This is a genomic window from Facklamia sp. P12945, from assembly GCF_050409485.1.
In the GTDB taxonomy this organism is placed as follows: Bacteria; Bacillota; Bacilli; order Lactobacillales; family Aerococcaceae; genus Facklamia.
This window is the reverse complement of sequence record NZ_JBNUPJ010000003.1, coordinates 85,183-101,930: the sequence shown is the minus strand read 5'-3', so window position 1 is coordinate 101,930 and position 16,748 is coordinate 85,183. Positions and strand designations below refer to the sequence as shown.

The following is a 16,748-nucleotide window of genomic DNA, read 5'->3' as shown; positions in this document are numbered from 1 at the left end:
CAATCTGTAAAGGGTTTTTCCTTTACAGACTAAAAATTTATTTACGCTTGCGTTTTTTCTTCAACAGACGGGCAATTTTCTTTTGTTCTTGCTCTTTTTGAATCTGCTCTGGCGATTGTATTTTACCCAAAGAAGGTATGCCCATATTTGGCATTCCACCCTTTTGTCCTCCTTGTTGCAATTGATTCATCATTTTGTTCATGCCCCCCATTTTACCATTGGACATTTGACTCATCATTTCACGCGATTGGTTGAATTGCTTAATTAATTGATTAACTTGTTGTAAGGATTGACCACAGCCAGCCGCAATCCTGCGTCGACGACTTTGGGAAATGACATCTGGATTGGTTCTTTCATAAGGAGTCATGGATTGAACCACTGCTTTGACTCGATTCATCTCTTTATCATCGATATTAAAATCTTCCAGACCAGGAATTTTATTCATACCAGGGATCATCTTAAGTAGGTCTTTAATAGGCCCCATTTTACGAACTTGATCCATTTGATCAATAAAATCATTAAAATCAAAGGAAGCATCTTTAATTTTATCAGCCATCTTAGCTGCTTGTTCTTCATCAAAATCTTGTTGAGCCTTCTCAATAAGGGTCATCATATCTCCCATACCGAGAATTCGTCCTGCCATACGATCCGGATGGAAAGGCTCAAGTGCACTTAATTGCTCACCTTGCCCGGTATATTTTATCGGTTTGTCGATAATGGCACGAATAGAAAGCGCGGCTCCTCCTCGTGTATCACCATCTAATTTGGTAATAACAACACCGGTAATATCTAGCGAGTCGTTAAAGGCCGCTGCTACGTTTACAGCATCTTGACCGGTCATAGCATCGACGGTTAAGAGGATTTCATCGGGCTGAACAGCTGCTTTAATCTGACGCAGCTCTTCCATTAATTCTTCATTTACGTGAAGACGACCCGCCGTATCGATTAAGACCACTTCGTTACCATTTAAACGCGCCTGTTGAAGAGCTTCTCTAGCAATCTCGACCGGATTTGCTTGCGTTCCTTGACTGAAAACATCAAAACCAAGTTGTCGACCAATCGTTTGGAGTTGGTCAATGGCTGCTGGACGATAAACGTCTCCAGCAACTAGCAAGGGTTTCTTTAAACCTTGCTCTTTTAAATGTTTCGCCAATTTACCCACCGTAGTTGTTTTACCAGCCCCTTGCAAACCAGCCATCATAATTACGGTTGGTGGTTGTTTAGAGATATTAATCGGGGTATGCTCGCCCCCCATTAATTCGGTTAATTCTTCGTTAACAATTTTAACCACTTGTTGAGCCGGTGACAGTGAGTCTAGGACTTCTGATCCGAGGGCTCTCTCATTTACTTTCTTTACAAAAGTCTTCACTACCTTGAAGTTAACGTCCGCTTCCAGTAAAGCAAGTCGGATCTCACGCATCATTTGTTTAAGGTCGGCTTCGGTAATTTTTTCCCCTTTACCGACAAATGAAATGGAATTCTGTAATCGTTCGGATAATGCTTCAAATGCCATAATATTGCTCCTTTTTAGCTTTCTAATTGAATTAAATAGTCAATTTTTTCTAATATGTCATCTTGATCTGCCACCATTGAGCGAATTTCTTTTAAATGTTTCAGTCGGTCATTGCTTTTGGCTAAAATACGTAACTTTTCCTCATAGCTTTCTAATAATTTTTCTGAACGTTTTAGAATATCATGCACAGCCTGGCGACTAATCTCATAATAGTCTGCGATCTCCGATAATGATAAATCTTCTTCGTAATAAGATTGCATCATGGATAATTGACGATCCGTTAGGAGAGAACCATAGTAGGAAAGTAATTGATTGAGATAGATTGTTTTTTCAAGTGACATCTTAAGCTCCCCTATTGATTAATAACTAGCTAGAATAAGTAACAGTCTTTAAAAAAAATACTTAACATTCAATCGCGACTTTTAAATAAATTTACTCCTCCTATTTTAGCATGATTTCAGCCGTCTCACAAATCGATAAGTGAAAAGCTGGGATTAAAGAAAAAGATGTCTTCTATAAGTTGCTTTGGCTTTCTAAAACTTAGATAATGTCTTTCTTAAAATTATTTCTTTACTAGATGTTCCATGTTCAAAGGCCTTATAAAAACGGCTCGCCGCTTGATTCTCTGCCTGGATTAAAAAGTACTGATTTATTTCTTCTTGTAAGCAAATATTCTCAAATGCTTTAAATAATGACTGAGCCACTCCCCTGTGTCGATAGTCTGGCAGTGTATAGACCCAATTGACATAGGCCATCCTATAAGAATCTTGAATGCAAAGATAAGAATGAAACTCCAACCTACCCACAATCTGATGGTCCTCATAAGCTAATAAAGAACGACTTAGTTCGTTGGGTTGATTGGAAACCACTTTAATTATCGCTTCTTCATCTATATCATCCGTTGTCATCCTATCCGGTTCTATTGCCAATGCTTTGTTCAAATAAATGATAAACTCTTCTACGTTTTCTTTTGAAAGTTCTTTGATTTCCATTTTTCTCCCCTTAATCTATAAATATACTATGCTGAATCATCTCTCTATTTTATTAAAAACTATCTGTCCTTAAGACTGTTGTCCATAAACTAGATTCAATCAAGACTTCATCTGATAGCTTAAGCTTAACAGAATAGTCTTTGTTAAACAGTAAAAATAAAGATAAAATAAAAAGAATAGAGCAAAAAACGAACTCCATTCTTTAAGATTCCATTTATTCAACTATTCAGTCTGTTTTAAGAAGTACACCGAAGATCAACACCTACTTAAATTAGCCAAAGTAAAATAACTCTTCAAATTTTTTATCTAAAGCAATGCAAATAATAAGCGCTAATCTTGCGGATGGGTTAAATTGTCCTTTTTCGATAGCACTAATAGTTTGTCGAGAAGCCCCCACTAATTTGGCTAATTCTTCCTGAGTCAAACTTTTCTCTGCTCTAGCAACTTTTAAGCGATTTAGTAAAACTAATTCTTCTTTTTTTCCCATATTTAAAAAACTCCGTAACTACTTAATAATGAGGCAAAGCCTAATATAATAGCTAATATAGCTATGATCCCACTTACCAAATAGAGCTTTTTATCAGGCATTTTAGAATACTGATAAAATGAAGCCGCAGCTACTTGAGCCATTAAGATTATCATAATGTCTATGGCTGATTCATTAAAGATAACCCTCAAAACAATAAGAAGTAACATTACAACCGATACTCCTACCCACCCAATTTGAAAAGCTTTCGTATTAATGGCTTCGTCCCTTTCGTCTTTTTGTGCTCGCTGTGCTTTTTTTAAAACATCCTCTTTTTCCATAGTTTGCCCCTCCTTTAACTATTATCTAAATAATAACATTCCAAAAGAGATATGTAAAGTATTGTTGTCACCATGTAAGGTTTAATTGCTTTTGTGTTTTCACATTCCTGTCTTTTATGTGGTAGATTGCAAAATTCTATCCATATCGCCTAGTATTCTAACCATAACCCTATAGCCTTAGTAGGGCTTTCAAACAAAAACAAAAGAACAGAGTTAGAACTAGCTCTATCCTTAACGGTCAATTGATTCAGCTGTTCAGTTGATTTTAAGAATTAGATCGAAGATCACTCAGAAATTAAAATGGGTATTGAATTTGATCAAGGTGACTACTTTTAATCATTAGTTCTTTATACAAACGATAAGCCAAAATTTCGCCTAAATAAGCAAAGGCTGAAGACAAAGGCATTACAACAAGGATAGCGTTAAGAGGTAAGATGAGTATGAAAAGACTCATCATTTTTCAGTTAATATGGACTAGACAGTTCGCAAGTCGAGGGAAATAGATTATTCCTATTAAGACAGGTCATAACATTTTCTTAACTAAATGTTCTGGAGCTTGTAGAAATAATGTGATATCAAGTGGTGTCAATAAGCTGATCACTAAGAGTTTTCTTTGTGTGTTCTTCATAAAATTCTCCTTGTTTAGTCTGCCAACTTCCTACTCTCTATAATATACGTACCATTCAGATACACTACCGCCTTTCAAGATTGACTGTCATCTTTAAAAGAGTTTATAAATCAGCCAGTTTGACAGCTTAAGTTGTTTAATTTGCTTTTTCTTGGCAAATAAAATAAAAAAAACAACTACTTCCTAAGTCTAAAAGTAGATTTAGAAAAAAGTTGTTTTAAGGATTATAAATAGAATGACTAAGGATTAACTAATTACCTTTAAATAAACTTGCTTCATTGAAATAAACGATTTAGGGCATAAAATGCCCCCACCCTTTTCCAATTGCATAGCCGGCACCATAGAAAAAAGTAACAATCAGTAACCCATAAACGATCATTTTTAAAATCTCTGTTATTTTTTGGTATTTTTCTAATTCATTTGCATCTTTTTCAACTTTTTTCATCAGATCAACATCCCCTCTTAACATATAATCTATAGATATTTGATAAAAATTACTAATCTTAATCAAGGTTGGAACATCAGGAAAGCTTTTTCCTACTTCCCAACTAGACAATGTTTGTCGTGTGACATTCAACGAATCAGCAACCTGCTGCTGAGTAAGTTTAAGTTCTTTTCTCTTTTCCTTTAAGATCTCATTGAGCATCGTCTTCACCTCCTAAATTTAAGATAGGCTTTATCAGAGTTTTGGCCTAGCAATTTGAAATTGCAAGTGATCATATTTTGGCAAATATTCTTTGCATGGCGATTATATCAGGGATTGCTTTGAATTTATATCATTCAAATGAATTGTTAAGACTTTCAACTGTCCTATTTATTTTTAGCAAATAAAATGAATTTCCATATTTAAAAGAGACTCGAATGGTTCTCTTTTATAGTTCTTAATATTTTTCATAATTTTCTGACTAAAAGCAAAAGATTATTTAAATTTAAATTAAAAGTTTTATTTTTATAATTTCTAACATAATTCTATTATAAATCTCTAATTTTCATTTTTTCAATTTGGGAAGAAATTTTTAATTGCTTTCTCATAGCAAAATATATAGCTAATAGAATAAAGGTAGGTATATTGTTTACTAAGAGTGTCGATACAAAATCCATTAAACTTTTCATGTTATCGGATTGTTCCAGGGGGGTGATGGTTAAAACAAGTGATAAAGACATAGAATAGACAAAACTTAAAGAGGGCAGTATCAAGCCAAACCATTTATTTTTAAGTTTAGATAATAATATTTGTAAGATAATAATTAATGCCCCATATACAATAAACATAATCAAAGCAGCTCTCATATCATTCAACTCCTTTCATCTTTTTATACTCTGAAACCAAAATTTTAGCTGTTTCAAAATCAAGCTTATCATTAACAGCCAATCGTTTAATTAAAGAGATATAAGGTTCATTTGCAATATCATCGCTCATTTGAATTTTTTGGATAAGCCTATCTAACCTTAGTCTTACTGTCGGATAAGTAACCTCATATTGTTTAGCGATTTCTTTTAAAGAGCCAGATGCTAATATAAATCTTTTGATAAAAGATAAATCTTCTTCTTCAAGATTTGCCATCCATTCAGGAATAATATTAATTTTCATTTCACCCTCCTTCTTTAATTAAGTTAAAGTTATCATTTAACATTATTAAAGTCAATCTTTATCCTATACTTTTACATTATTTAAATTAGGTTTATATAAAAACTGTTTTTAGTGATAAAATGAAGCTTAACTCAACAATTGATTCTAGTGAGACTACTATTTAGGAATTAAACTAAAAGCTAGCTTTAATTTTAGTAAAAAGTTTAACTATTAGCCTGAGATAATTATTATATCGGCCTCTCTTAAAAACAACTTCATTATTGCTAAAAAAGAGTAAGTTATAACACTTCATAACTTACTCCTTTTTTTATATTTGATTTAAGAAAGCTAGTCATACTAACTCATAGCTCTTTGTAATTTGGTTAGAAAAAATATATTCTCAGCAAAAATTCTGTGAGTGTTGTATTAAATAAATAAATTGATAGACCATTGACCATGGCACTAAAAATATAAAACAAAACCGAAAACGATTAATTTCTTTACGACTTTTTTATTATTCTTCTTCATATTATTCCTTTTTTTCTAACATTTTACAGCCTGAGTCGCTTGAACACTAACCATTCTTAAAAGGATAATCTTAATAGATTTTCACTTGCAGGATAGGTGAAATTCCATATTAACAACTAACTATCTGAAATTTTTTAAACCCATTCAAAACAATATAATTCTATTATATATTCTTTATTTACTTAAGACTGAATTTATTCTTAATTCTCTTGCTTCTTGAATAAAACGTGTATTAGAGAGTTTAGAATTAAAAGAGTGTATCCTATCAATACAATAATATCAATTAAAGTCTCTAAATTTAAATATTGAAGCAAAAAATAAAGGAACAAAATTTGAATTAGAATGATAAAAAATTTATAGTTTTTCCAAAATGAAGTATCAAACTTTTTGTTTTTCATTAATACCCTCCTCTATGAATCTGTCCCTTGAACCAATTAAAATTGAATTGAAATTATTTAAATCGACCTAAATTTTTTTATAAATATTTGTCTTATTTTAAACGGTTTTATTATCATTATAGCAAGGCTACTTCAAAAATTAAAGTTTCGAAATAAATTAATTTATTTTAATTAAGGTGCCCACTGATATAAAAAGGTAATATCACTTTGTCGTATTCAAGAATTGTTACTATATTCGATTACCTGTTTATAATTTAATTACCAGGATCGTCTTCATTCTATCCTCCAACGTTTTATCGTAAACAGGTCTACTTAAACCTATAATAAATGATAACTTTAAAATAAGAATTCCCCTCATCCAAATACGGGTGAAGGGATCCATCATTCTATATTCTTATTTTTAGTTAAAATTTATCATGGAGTTTAAGGATATCTAGCAACATTTCATCCCTATATTTTAATAAGGATTCCCGATCATTTCCAATTTCTTTTGGTCTGTTTTTAAGCGATTCTGCGACCATTTTCGGAATTTTCTCCTTGGCTTCTTCGGGAATTTCAGTCCATGTAGCAAGGTCTTCTAACCAGCTTTCTAACGATGGACCGATATGTTTGAGGACAGCTTCAATTCCACCTTCTCCTCCGCCTAGTTCAAAGACAAGACCCGGTCCCATAATTCCCCAACGAATGCCTGGTCCAAAGGTAACTGCCTTATCAGCATCTTCCATCGATACTGCACCGTCTAAGACCATCGAGATAAGCTCTCTAAAAACAGCCGCTTGAATTCTGTTAGAAACAAAACCTTTTAATTCTTTATTCAATACAATCGGTTCTTTATTAGAAGACTTAAAGATTTCTTTAGCCACTTCAATCGCCTGATCACTCGATTTTTCGCCTTTAGCCAATTCAATTAGCGGAATCAAGTGCGGGGGATTATAAGGGTGTGCTCCGATAATTCGATCGGGTTTTTCAGCAAATTTAGCAATTTCTGAAATAAGCAAGCCAGAGGTTGAAGAACCCATTACTGCTTTTTCTGGTGCATATTTTTCAAAGTCTTTAATAAATTCTTGTTTTATTTCATAATCTTCAGGTAAACACTCTTGAACATAATTAACATCTGCTAGCGCTTCTTCTAAGTTTCCTGTATAAGAGATTCTGCTTAAAATTCTATCTCTTTCTTCTGATGTAAAAACATTTTGAGTAACTAGGGTATTTAAAGCATTATCAATATATTTTTTTACTTTTTCTTCTTCTTCTTCCCATTTGTTATAAGAAACTACATTATATCCTCCAATAGCAAAAACAATGGGGAAAGAACTACCTATCACACCACCAGCAATAACGGTAATCTTTTTATCCATATAAAACGCTCCTTTAAATACAAAAACCAACCCTATAACTGATTTCATTAACTAGTTATAAACAAGACTATGTTCCATATCGTTTTAACGAACAACCCCATTGAATGTCATTAGTTATCTCCTATCCTTTTCTTGAAGCCCCCTTCCTAAAGCAATTCATTAAAGCAACGAACTTTCTATCCATGCACATTCAATTTATTGGTCTTCGTTAACAAATTTATCTTAGAATAAAAATAGAAGTCTTTCAAGAATTCTGAATTCGTTGTTTTTTAATATCATACAATTCAAAACACCCGTCTTTTAAGGGTGTTTTGAAAGCATTTTTACTGTCAATTACAATCCATAAAAACTATCTTTATTTTTAATGACCATTTAAATTATAAGGAGACAGTCTGTTGAAGATCAAAAAGGTTAAAAAAATCTATTGTATCCATTTTTCCTTCTTATTCATGCACTTGTATCCTACTTCAAGAGAACATTAACCTACTCATCGTTTTTCGACTATGTGATAGGTAGTGGAGTAATTTTTTAACTATTATATGGACCCACAATGGCTAATTGTTGACCTGGCTTGATTTTTAGAGTCACTCCGTTAATGATCGAATAATCTTTGTAACTAAAGTGGACATCTTCTAATTCGATCGGACTTGATAAATATGTCTTTTCTTTTAGATGATCTTCTGTTTTTTGTTCCAAAATATGAACAATTTTGCTTAGAGAACCTTTCATTCTTGAATAATCTGAAATCTGTTCGAAAAATGCCCCGATTAGGTTTAATAATTGAAGTTTTTAACTAATTAATGGAATTCTTATTTCATCCGTTTTTTATTTTTTAATTAGGTTAAAAAGACGATATTGCTATCTCTTTAGCTTTGTCTGTGAATTTGTTTATTCTACAAATAGGGATTTGTTAAAGAATTTTATCTCTCTCCTAAATTAAACATTATTTTCTAAAAATGGTTGAACCAGATCCATCCACTCTAGAGGAAGATATGCCGATAGGTAGCCATGACTATAACCTTTGGCTTCATATAGAGTACAATTAGGATGCATTTTTCGAAATAGCTTCGCTGATTCCTTGACACAGCGCATTTCTTTTTCACCATAAATATATAAAACCTGTGCTTTACTATCTATAATAGACCTTTTTAGCTTATATCCTCCCATATATGTTTGGTACATTGTGATTAATGTTTTCATGGGAAGTCTTGGCATATCTACCATATAATAGTTTTCTAGTTCTGCTGGGTAAGCCATATTTGGATACATTTTTTTCATTAAACTAAGTTGAACTTTACTAGCTAATTTACTAAACATAAGTTTACCAAAAAGTTTTACAATTATCGTACTAACTCTTGCTAATTTTGGCTGAGGAATGCAAAGACTTCCATCTATGATTGCTTTCTGTGCTATTTCATTGTCTAATGATAATAACTCCATAACAATTTGCCCACCCAAAGAAACACCACCTACAGCATACAATTCTCCATCACAATTATTTCTTATATAATCCATAATTTGCTGTGAAGAATTTTCAGTCGAGATATAATCTTTCTGATATTCTTCTCCATGACCATCAAGTGTTGGTAAAATGACATGGTAGTTTTCGGATAACATACGCGCTTGGCGAAGATAATTCCACCAAGAATTACCTCCACCATGCACCAATAATATATGTGGACACTTTCGATCGCCAAATTCATGAAATTTCATATTTCAGTACCCTCTTTACTTCTATTTTGTAGGAAATATATCATTTAGATTTTAAACTAAATCTTAATAAATTAGTAGAAACTTTCACCTTATTTTCTCCTTCTACCGTTTTAATTAATATAATTTTATAAGTGTGTCAGCCAATCGATAGAATATAAAATTCCTTCTTGTATTAGCCAAGTAAACACAAAAGTAGAAACAGCTTTTGTTGGGATAAAAATTAAAATAAACTTTTTAAAAGACAAAGAAGTCAGCCCAGCAATCATACATAGAATATCATCAGGCGCGGCTGGTAAGAAGAATAATGTTCCTAATATCCAAGCAAAACGATTAACATTTGATGTCCAAGCCATATATCTCTTATAACACTTTTCCGAAATAAAGCAGAGTATAAAAAATTTTCCGTACTTACGTGCCAGAAAGAAAGCAATAATCGATCCAATGGTAATCCCTATATAATTATAAATAAAACCAATTAAAGTTCCAAAGACAAAATTTCCTGCTACTGAAGTCATCCCACCTGGTATGATGGGAATAACTACTTGAAAAATTTGTACTCCAATGAAGAAGAGCGGCCCCCAAAAACCTAATTGACGGAGGTGAACGGTAAACATTCCACCTTTATTTTCAGGCTTAAAATACGTGCCACAAGAAATAAAATAAATAATAATCATTGAAAGAATTAAACCGACAAGGGTTATTATCTGAACTATTTTCCGATACTTTTTTACCCGTGAGCGTAAATCTAACTCTAGCATAAATAATAAACCCCATTTCATCTATAATTATTATATGATCCAACTGATTACTTAAACCTAGTATAGAGTCCTAATGTGATAAGAAAGTGATAATGTTTGTATTCGCTTAAATTATTTAGGGAGATTTGAATTTAATTAAAAGACTTAAAATTAATTAAAATAGGTTAATTTCTCAATTTCTACGGAAAACTTTTCTTCTTTAAACCTTTATTATTCCAGTTTTTTTACCCTCTTCTTAGACAAAATAAAAGATGTGCTAGAAAACCATGCGGATGTCTAGCACATCTTTATAACGTTAAACTTAGATCGTTCTAATTAAATCAATAATGGGTCTATCTAAAATTCTTTTTAATGAGAGGTAATAGATAAGTATATTAATTAGATAGATAACCAAAGAAAATCCTAAAAATAGTAAATAGTAATAGTTATTAATCAGAACCCCCAGACTTAGAGTGGAGGATAACAATGAAATACTAATCATAACGCCAAGCGTCACAAAAATTGAAAGCATAAACGATTTTATTTGTTCGAAGAAAAATTCCTTTAGATAGAGTTTTTTTAATTCTTTTGAATCCATTCCACAAGAATAAAGCATGCCAATTTCTTTTTTCCTATTCATTAAACTCATATTAATGGATGAATAGCCATTGGTTAAATTTAAGATAAATATAATCAAACCTATCGCCACAATAATTTTTATTAAGGAGTTTAGACTTTGAACTCGATTTTTTTTGACTTCTTCTCCTGAGATTATCTCGTATTGGTCATCATAAGCTACCTGCTGATTAATCTTCGCTTCAATATAATGCTTCACATCATTCACTTCTGCTTCAGCGACATTTATTTTTAATTTATAGGGATAGCGAGCGACTTCCGAATTAGCATCCTCCATCAAGCGATGATAATTAGCAAAATCAGTATAAAGCTTAACTTGAAAGGGTAGCGTCCGCGACTCATACATACCAGGATCATTAATGGTAGTAGCGATTTTAATTTTTGACCGATAGTTTTCACCAATGAATATATCCATTTTTTCAACATTTTTGAAATAAGGGATTTTTTTTGCCTTGGCAATTGGTGTTTGAGGATCCTCTTGAACCCGATTGTCTAAAATGAATTGCCCCTTCTCTCCTCCCATCTTTTTTAAATCTTTTTCTTCTAAAGCAATCAAGAAGCCTTCAAGATAATCTGAGTCCATTTTTTCTAGTTCTTGTTTTAGTTTTTTGCCTAAACCAACTTCCTCTGCCTGGTTGGATAAGGCTAAAATATTTTCAATAGATAAGTACTTCGCTTTCGAAATATACCCTTTATTATGCGGTATTTCTTTTAAGATATCTTTTAAGACTACAGGAATTTCATTATCTTTACTATAATAATCAACGATAATATTATACCCTTCATCAAAGTAGCCAAAATTAGTATAATAACGCGAAATTGACACAACCAAAAGGAATAAAGAAATGATTATAATACCTATAGCTGAAATATATGTCTGCGATTTTATACTTGCTAGGTTATTCAATCTTAGCTCTTGCCAAAGATTATCAGCTTTTTTTTTACTTGTTTTACCCAAGCTAATATTACCCTTTATTCCGTCAATAATACTGATTTGAGTGATTTTTCTTGTTGGAGTTATGACTGCAAATAAGACCACTGAAAAAGTAATCAATAAGATGACCAGACTTAAAAGAGGATTAATTTGGATTAATTCTATTTTTGTCACTTCTTGTGCTTTTTGAATATTAATAAATAAATCAGATAAGATTGCAAATCCCAGGAAATGCCCAATTAAAATTGGGATGATAGATAGCCAAATAGCTTCCTTCACTAACAGCTTATATATTTGTAAATTGGTAGTTCCAATCGACTTATACACTGAAAGCTCTTTTATTTTTCTAAGTCCCCATACCCAGAATATATTTTTGATGAAAAAGATAAATAGAGCTAAACAGACAATTAAGGAAAAAATGATCATAGCTTTTGACATAAATTGTTGTATCGGATCATTTTCAACCCCGAAATATGCAATCAGTCTTTCATTAAACTCTAAATCTAGAGTGCGATCTAATGTTTGACTCATTTGTTCTTGTAGAGTCTCTCTATTTTTATAAGCCTCTTCAAAAGAATCAAATTTAATTGAAGCTTGCAGTGGTTGATCACTAATGGCATAGGTCAATGCATGGGTAATTTTACTATATTTATTATAGACATCTTCATAAACACCTACGATTTCATACTCTTTAGTATTTATTACATTAAATGTTTCTTCATTAGTTACCGTACTTAACGGACCTACTTCTTTTTGATTAACCACTCGACTACCCAGTTTAATTGATAGTCTATTCCCTAATTTAAGCTGATGCTTATCAATAAAGGATTTGGAAAGGACTATTTGTGAATCATTTTCAGGAAAGTGTCCTTCAATCATCTCTGAATAGCTTCGCATTTGATTGATTGATTCATCTTGATAATTGATAGCTAAAATATCCTTTTCATATAAGCCTGAATCTGGTTGAACTGATGTTCCACCAGCTAATTTTACTGTTTCTATCGATTGAAGTTGCTTAATTTCTTGACTGTTTAATTCTTGTTTAATCACAGCATCGGCGTAATTCTGAGCCATAGTAGACTTATAATGAATTAAGAGATTGTTGTAGCCATAATAGATGACCACCGAAAAAAATAGACTCACAATAAACAGCGAAATAAAAATAGGGAAATTTCTTTTATTCATTGCGCTCATCCCCCTCAATTTTACCATCGACAACTGTAATCACTCTATTGGTTTGAAGAGCGATTTCCTCATCATGGGTAATGACTATGATCGTTTGTTTTAAACTTTTGTTAAAGAATTTTAAAATATCGATAATCTCTTGCGAATTTTTACGGTCTAAATTACCTGTTGGTTCATCTGCAAGTATAATCGAAGGTTTATAAATTAAGCTTCTAGCAATAGCCACTCTTTGTTGCTGGCCACCTGAGAGCTCACTAGGGAAACTGTCTAACTTATTTTCAATCCCCAATTTTTGAACTATATCCTTAAACCCCCCCTTGTCAATTGCTTTTCCGTCTAATTTTAAGGGGAGTTCTATATTATGTCTGACTGAAATATTGGGTATGAGATTATAAAACTGATAGATTAAACCAACTTTTCTCCGTCTGAACAAGGCTAATTCTTTCGCGCTGTAATTAGCGATATCATTTCCCTCTATATAAACTTTGCCCTCACTTGGAAAATCGACGCCACCCACAATATGGAGTAAAGTAGACTTGCCTGAACCACTAGGACCAACTATCGCCACAAATTCTCCTTTGTCAATGGTTAGATTGACCCCTTTTAAAGCTTGAACAAGATTATCTCCATTTCCGTATTCTTTTTTCAAGTTTTCTACTTTTAAGATCTCCATAATAGCCTCCTATTAGTTAGTAAATTAATAATAGTCTGGCAATGTGATAATTAGGTGACATTATAGAATTTAATTTCAAATTTTGCCCCATTCTCAACATTTGAGACATTTATTTCTCCTTTATTCTTTTCAACGATACTCTTAGCCATGGCCAATCCAATTCCAAACCCATTGGAATCAGGGGTCTTATAAAATCTTCTAAAGATTTTTTTCAAGTTCTCTCTAGCTATCCCACCGCCATTATCTTGAATAGTAAGCGAGGTAAATAAAGGATTTCTCCTTGAATCAATCTTTATATGATTACATAGGGGACGATTATAGGCATTTTTTAAAATATTCGTCACTGCTTCAGCCAGCCAGTAAAAATCACCCTCTATAAAGAGAGTTTCGAGAGAATCACTCACTTCAAAATGAACATTCCTTCTAAAATCAACTGTTTCTGAAGCATATTCCACTAATTCTGCTAAATTTATCCTTTCTTTTTTCATGAGGTCTTCTTTTGCATCCAGACTCGAAAGCTTTAATAAAATATCTGAAAGTGTATTGAGTCTTAACAATTGTCTTTTTAAAATTAAAAGTTCCGACTTACTGGCTTCTTGGACTTCTATGGTTTCCAAAGAAAACTGCATACTTGTTATAGGTGTTTTAATTTGATGGGCAATATCTTCAAGGTATTCTATCTGCCTTTGAGCGTTATCGACAGTCTGTTCCCGAGCTTCTACTAAAGCAATAAATAATTTGTATAGACCATCTTCTAACATCGAAAAATCATCTTGCTTCATAGGCATGGTATAATTTTTTTTGTTCATATTTTCGATTAATTGAAGCAATTCATTGATTCTTTGCTTCTTTCTATATTCAAGCCAGTAATATAAGCCTAGTAGACTGAATATCCAAAGTATATATATCATTTAATCCATCCTATATCCTATGCCTCTAATTGTAGTAATTACATCCTTATCAAGCTTTTCTCTGATTCTCTTAATGGTCGATGTCAATGTATTGTCATTAACGTATTTATCCCTATCCTCCCAAAACATTTGCATCAGATGACTTCTTGTATAAACCCTGTGTGGATTTTTCAAAAACAATAGAAGAATCTCGTATTCAAGCGCTGTTAGATTAACGGACTGGTGATGATAATGAACTTGCGATCTTGTAAGGTCAATTTCAATGTCTTTGTATGCTAAAGTTTTACTTTCGGTCAAAGGAATCGTTCTTAAAACGGCATCCAGTCTTGCCCGAAGTATGGCCAAAGAAAAAGGCTTAATCAAGTAATCATCCGCCCCACTATCTAACAATCGTATAATAAAATCCTCATCATTCTTCACACTTGTAATAATGACACGAATATCTTTAACTTTTAACTGTTCAACTAAATGATGCCCCTCTTTGTCTGGTAAATTGATATCTAATAAAGCAACATCATAAGTAATATTTATTTTTTCCAAAGCTTCATAATAGGAATGAGCGATGTCTGCAAGATAGTCATGGCTCAGTAGATAATTTTGAATTTGATTTGCTATTTCTATATTGTCTTCAATAATCAAGACTTTATTCACTGCTAAATCCCCCCATCTTTTCATAAATAATTATACAAATTATAAATCATAAAGACACCCTATCTTTTTAGAATGAAATAACCCTCAAAAATTAGATTTGGATCTAACTTTTGAGGGAATTATAAGATAGAAATCCTTTCAATTCTCAACATAATCTGCTCCTTCAGTTATTTAAGTATATCTTTAGTAAAATTATAGAAGTAACTAACTTTTTGAATATTTGTATGAAGTGTGTTCAACTCTAATTAAATCGAAGGTTTAATATCATTTATAAAAAATCTCCAATCGTAATCGTATATAGAGGAAGTAGGTACAATTTATCAATTAAATATATTATGATCTTCTTATAATAACTGCATTCCTAATTACAAATAATCGTGGAAAAGAAGATATTAATAGAAATTCTTACGACAGTGAAACACAATTCCTTTTTAAAATAAATTAAAATCAGGAGGTTGATGACAAAGACCCACGTATCTCGACAAAAATAACGTCCTGCGGTTGCTTCCCTGGCATTTTAGCTGAACGGTACAATGCAAGGAATCAATAGTATCAACACAATCGATTGCTCATCAAAAATGCGTGGATATGATGAGCTAAGAGATGAAATACTGGTCTAACAATTACCATTTTATGGTATAGGTTGTACAATTAATTTGACTCTATCTATGGTAACTCATAGACAAAGAATTAACATTAAAACAATTACTAGATAAAATAATAACTTTAGGAAAGGAATTACTAAATATGGTTGAGTTAACTTATGGAATATTAGAATATACTAAAGCATATAATATTGAAGATTCTAGTAAAATTTATCGCATTATAGAAAGATAGGACAATTCCTTTATCCTTATCAATCAATTTGGAGAAATCTTTATAGCAGACAACAACGATTCAAATGAAGAATATGATGTTGACGATTATATTCGAATTGCTGTAAAAGAAAAAAGGTATATTTAAAAAAATTATGCAAAAGGTCTTCTTAAATAAATAGAGCTATTAGCTCTATCAAAAAAACTTTTCTTATAACTCTGATGAACAATTACTCGTTGCAAACGTTGATAAAATTTTCCCTTTAATTTCTGCAGATCAAAAATTTACTCTCTCTTAAGTTGAGAGATATTTATTAACTTTTAATTGTATGGCAGAAGATATTAGATTAACCCTTTCAAAAAAAAGATTTTATTGAAAAATCTAAAACGATTAAATCTTAACTATTAGAAAAATTCCCCAATATCAAGATTTATGAATCTTCTGTTTTTATAAATAATAAGATAAATGTCATTTTCATTTTTTATTTTTTATTTTCTTCAGATAAAACTGTCGTATCTAATTCATTATGACCTGTCAGTCTACATAAAGCATTGATCTGTCTTTGCATCTTTTTTGTTGTTTTTTGTTATCTGATAAATCTAATATTCCTAAAATCAGACTTACATAAAATAAGCCTACTAATATATATGGAAAAGCTATACATTACCTCCAAAATAAATTATTTATATGAATTTTAT

Annotated in this window: 16 protein-coding genes; all 16 read right to left on the bottom strand. The window is 31.8% G+C overall.

The annotated features are described in order from the left end of the window. Positions 1-37: 37 nt before the first annotated feature. The 16 genes from ffh to ACQV2X_RS01795 all read right to left on the bottom strand — a co-directional run bounded on the left by ffh (position 38) and on the right by ACQV2X_RS01795 (position 15,234). Positions 38-1,513 carry a signal recognition particle protein gene (gene ffh, locus ACQV2X_RS01870; RefSeq protein ID WP_428873913.1) on the bottom strand — a complete coding sequence of 492 codons (1,476 nt, stop codon included), beginning with the start codon at positions 1,511-1,513 and terminating at the stop codon, positions 38-40. A gap of 14 nt (positions 1,514-1,527) precedes the next feature. Then, on the bottom strand, positions 1,528-1,854 hold the full coding sequence (gene ylxM, locus ACQV2X_RS01865; RefSeq protein ID WP_428873912.1) for a YlxM family DNA-binding protein: 327 nt from the start codon (positions 1,852-1,854) through the stop codon (positions 1,528-1,530). A 192-nt stretch (positions 1,855-2,046) separates the two neighbouring features. Beyond that, positions 2,047-2,505 (bottom strand): N-acetyltransferase family protein, encoded by a 459-nt coding sequence (locus ACQV2X_RS01860; RefSeq protein ID WP_428875470.1) that lies wholly within the window; start codon positions 2,503-2,505, stop codon positions 2,047-2,049. Between the two features lie 271 nt (positions 2,506-2,776). Further along, complete coding sequence (locus ACQV2X_RS01855; protein ID WP_428873910.1) at positions 2,777-2,992, bottom strand: helix-turn-helix transcriptional regulator; 216 nt, start codon at positions 2,990-2,992, stop codon at positions 2,777-2,779. A 2-nt stretch (positions 2,993-2,994) separates the two neighbouring features. Continuing rightward, a complete protein-coding gene (locus ACQV2X_RS01850; protein WP_428873909.1) occupies positions 2,995-3,312 on the bottom strand; it encodes a DUF6442 family protein in 318 nt (105 codons plus the stop codon). A gap of 920 nt (positions 3,313-4,232) precedes the next feature. Continuing rightward, positions 4,233-4,586 (bottom strand): helix-turn-helix transcriptional regulator, encoded by a 354-nt coding sequence (locus tag ACQV2X_RS01845; RefSeq protein ID WP_428894187.1) that lies wholly within the window; start codon positions 4,584-4,586, stop codon positions 4,233-4,235. Between the two features lie 326 nt (positions 4,587-4,912). Then, the gene (locus ACQV2X_RS01840) at positions 4,913-5,230 is read right to left on the bottom strand and encodes a hypothetical protein (protein ID WP_428892900.1); all 318 of its coding nucleotides are present in this window, start codon (positions 5,228-5,230) and stop codon (positions 4,913-4,915) included. A 1-nt stretch (position 5,231) separates the two neighbouring features. Beyond that, the gene (locus ACQV2X_RS01835; protein ID WP_428873905.1) at positions 5,232-5,531 is read right to left on the bottom strand and encodes a DUF2089 family protein; all 300 of its coding nucleotides are present in this window, start codon (positions 5,529-5,531) and stop codon (positions 5,232-5,234) included. A 1,309-nt stretch (positions 5,532-6,840) separates the two neighbouring features. Then, positions 6,841-7,794 (bottom strand): 3-hydroxyacyl-CoA dehydrogenase family protein, encoded by a 954-nt coding sequence (locus ACQV2X_RS01830; protein ID WP_428894186.1) that lies wholly within the window; start codon positions 7,792-7,794, stop codon positions 6,841-6,843. A 528-nt stretch (positions 7,795-8,322) separates the two neighbouring features. Beyond that, positions 8,323-8,490, bottom strand: coding sequence for a hypothetical protein (locus ACQV2X_RS01825; protein WP_428894185.1), 168 nt, complete (start codon positions 8,488-8,490; stop codon positions 8,323-8,325). Between the two features lie 240 nt (positions 8,491-8,730). Continuing rightward, positions 8,731-9,507, bottom strand: coding sequence for an alpha/beta fold hydrolase (locus ACQV2X_RS01820; protein WP_428894184.1), 777 nt, complete (start codon positions 9,505-9,507; stop codon positions 8,731-8,733). A 125-nt stretch (positions 9,508-9,632) separates the two neighbouring features. Then, a complete protein-coding gene (locus tag ACQV2X_RS01815; RefSeq protein ID WP_428875818.1) occupies positions 9,633-10,265 on the bottom strand; it encodes a TVP38/TMEM64 family protein in 633 nt (210 codons plus the stop codon). A 301-nt stretch (positions 10,266-10,566) separates the two neighbouring features. Next, positions 10,567-12,999: an FtsX-like permease family protein gene (locus tag ACQV2X_RS01810; protein ID WP_428894183.1), complete on the bottom strand. Its 2,433-nt coding sequence runs from the start codon at positions 12,997-12,999 to the stop codon at positions 10,567-10,569. Beyond that, positions 12,992-13,672, bottom strand: a complete 681-nt coding sequence (locus ACQV2X_RS01805; protein WP_090288724.1) for an ABC transporter ATP-binding protein — start codon at positions 13,670-13,672, stop codon at positions 12,992-12,994. The genes ACQV2X_RS01810 and ACQV2X_RS01805 overlap by 8 nt, the downstream gene beginning before the upstream one ends. A 50-nt stretch (positions 13,673-13,722) precedes the next feature. Next, positions 13,723-14,583: a sensor histidine kinase gene (locus ACQV2X_RS01800; protein WP_428891707.1), complete on the bottom strand. Its 861-nt coding sequence runs from the start codon at positions 14,581-14,583 to the stop codon at positions 13,723-13,725. After that, positions 14,584-15,234 carry a response regulator transcription factor gene (locus ACQV2X_RS01795; RefSeq protein ID WP_428891708.1) on the bottom strand — a complete coding sequence of 217 codons (651 nt, stop codon included), beginning with the start codon at positions 15,232-15,234 and terminating at the stop codon, positions 14,584-14,586. Between the last annotated feature and the right edge of the window lie 1,514 nt (positions 15,235-16,748).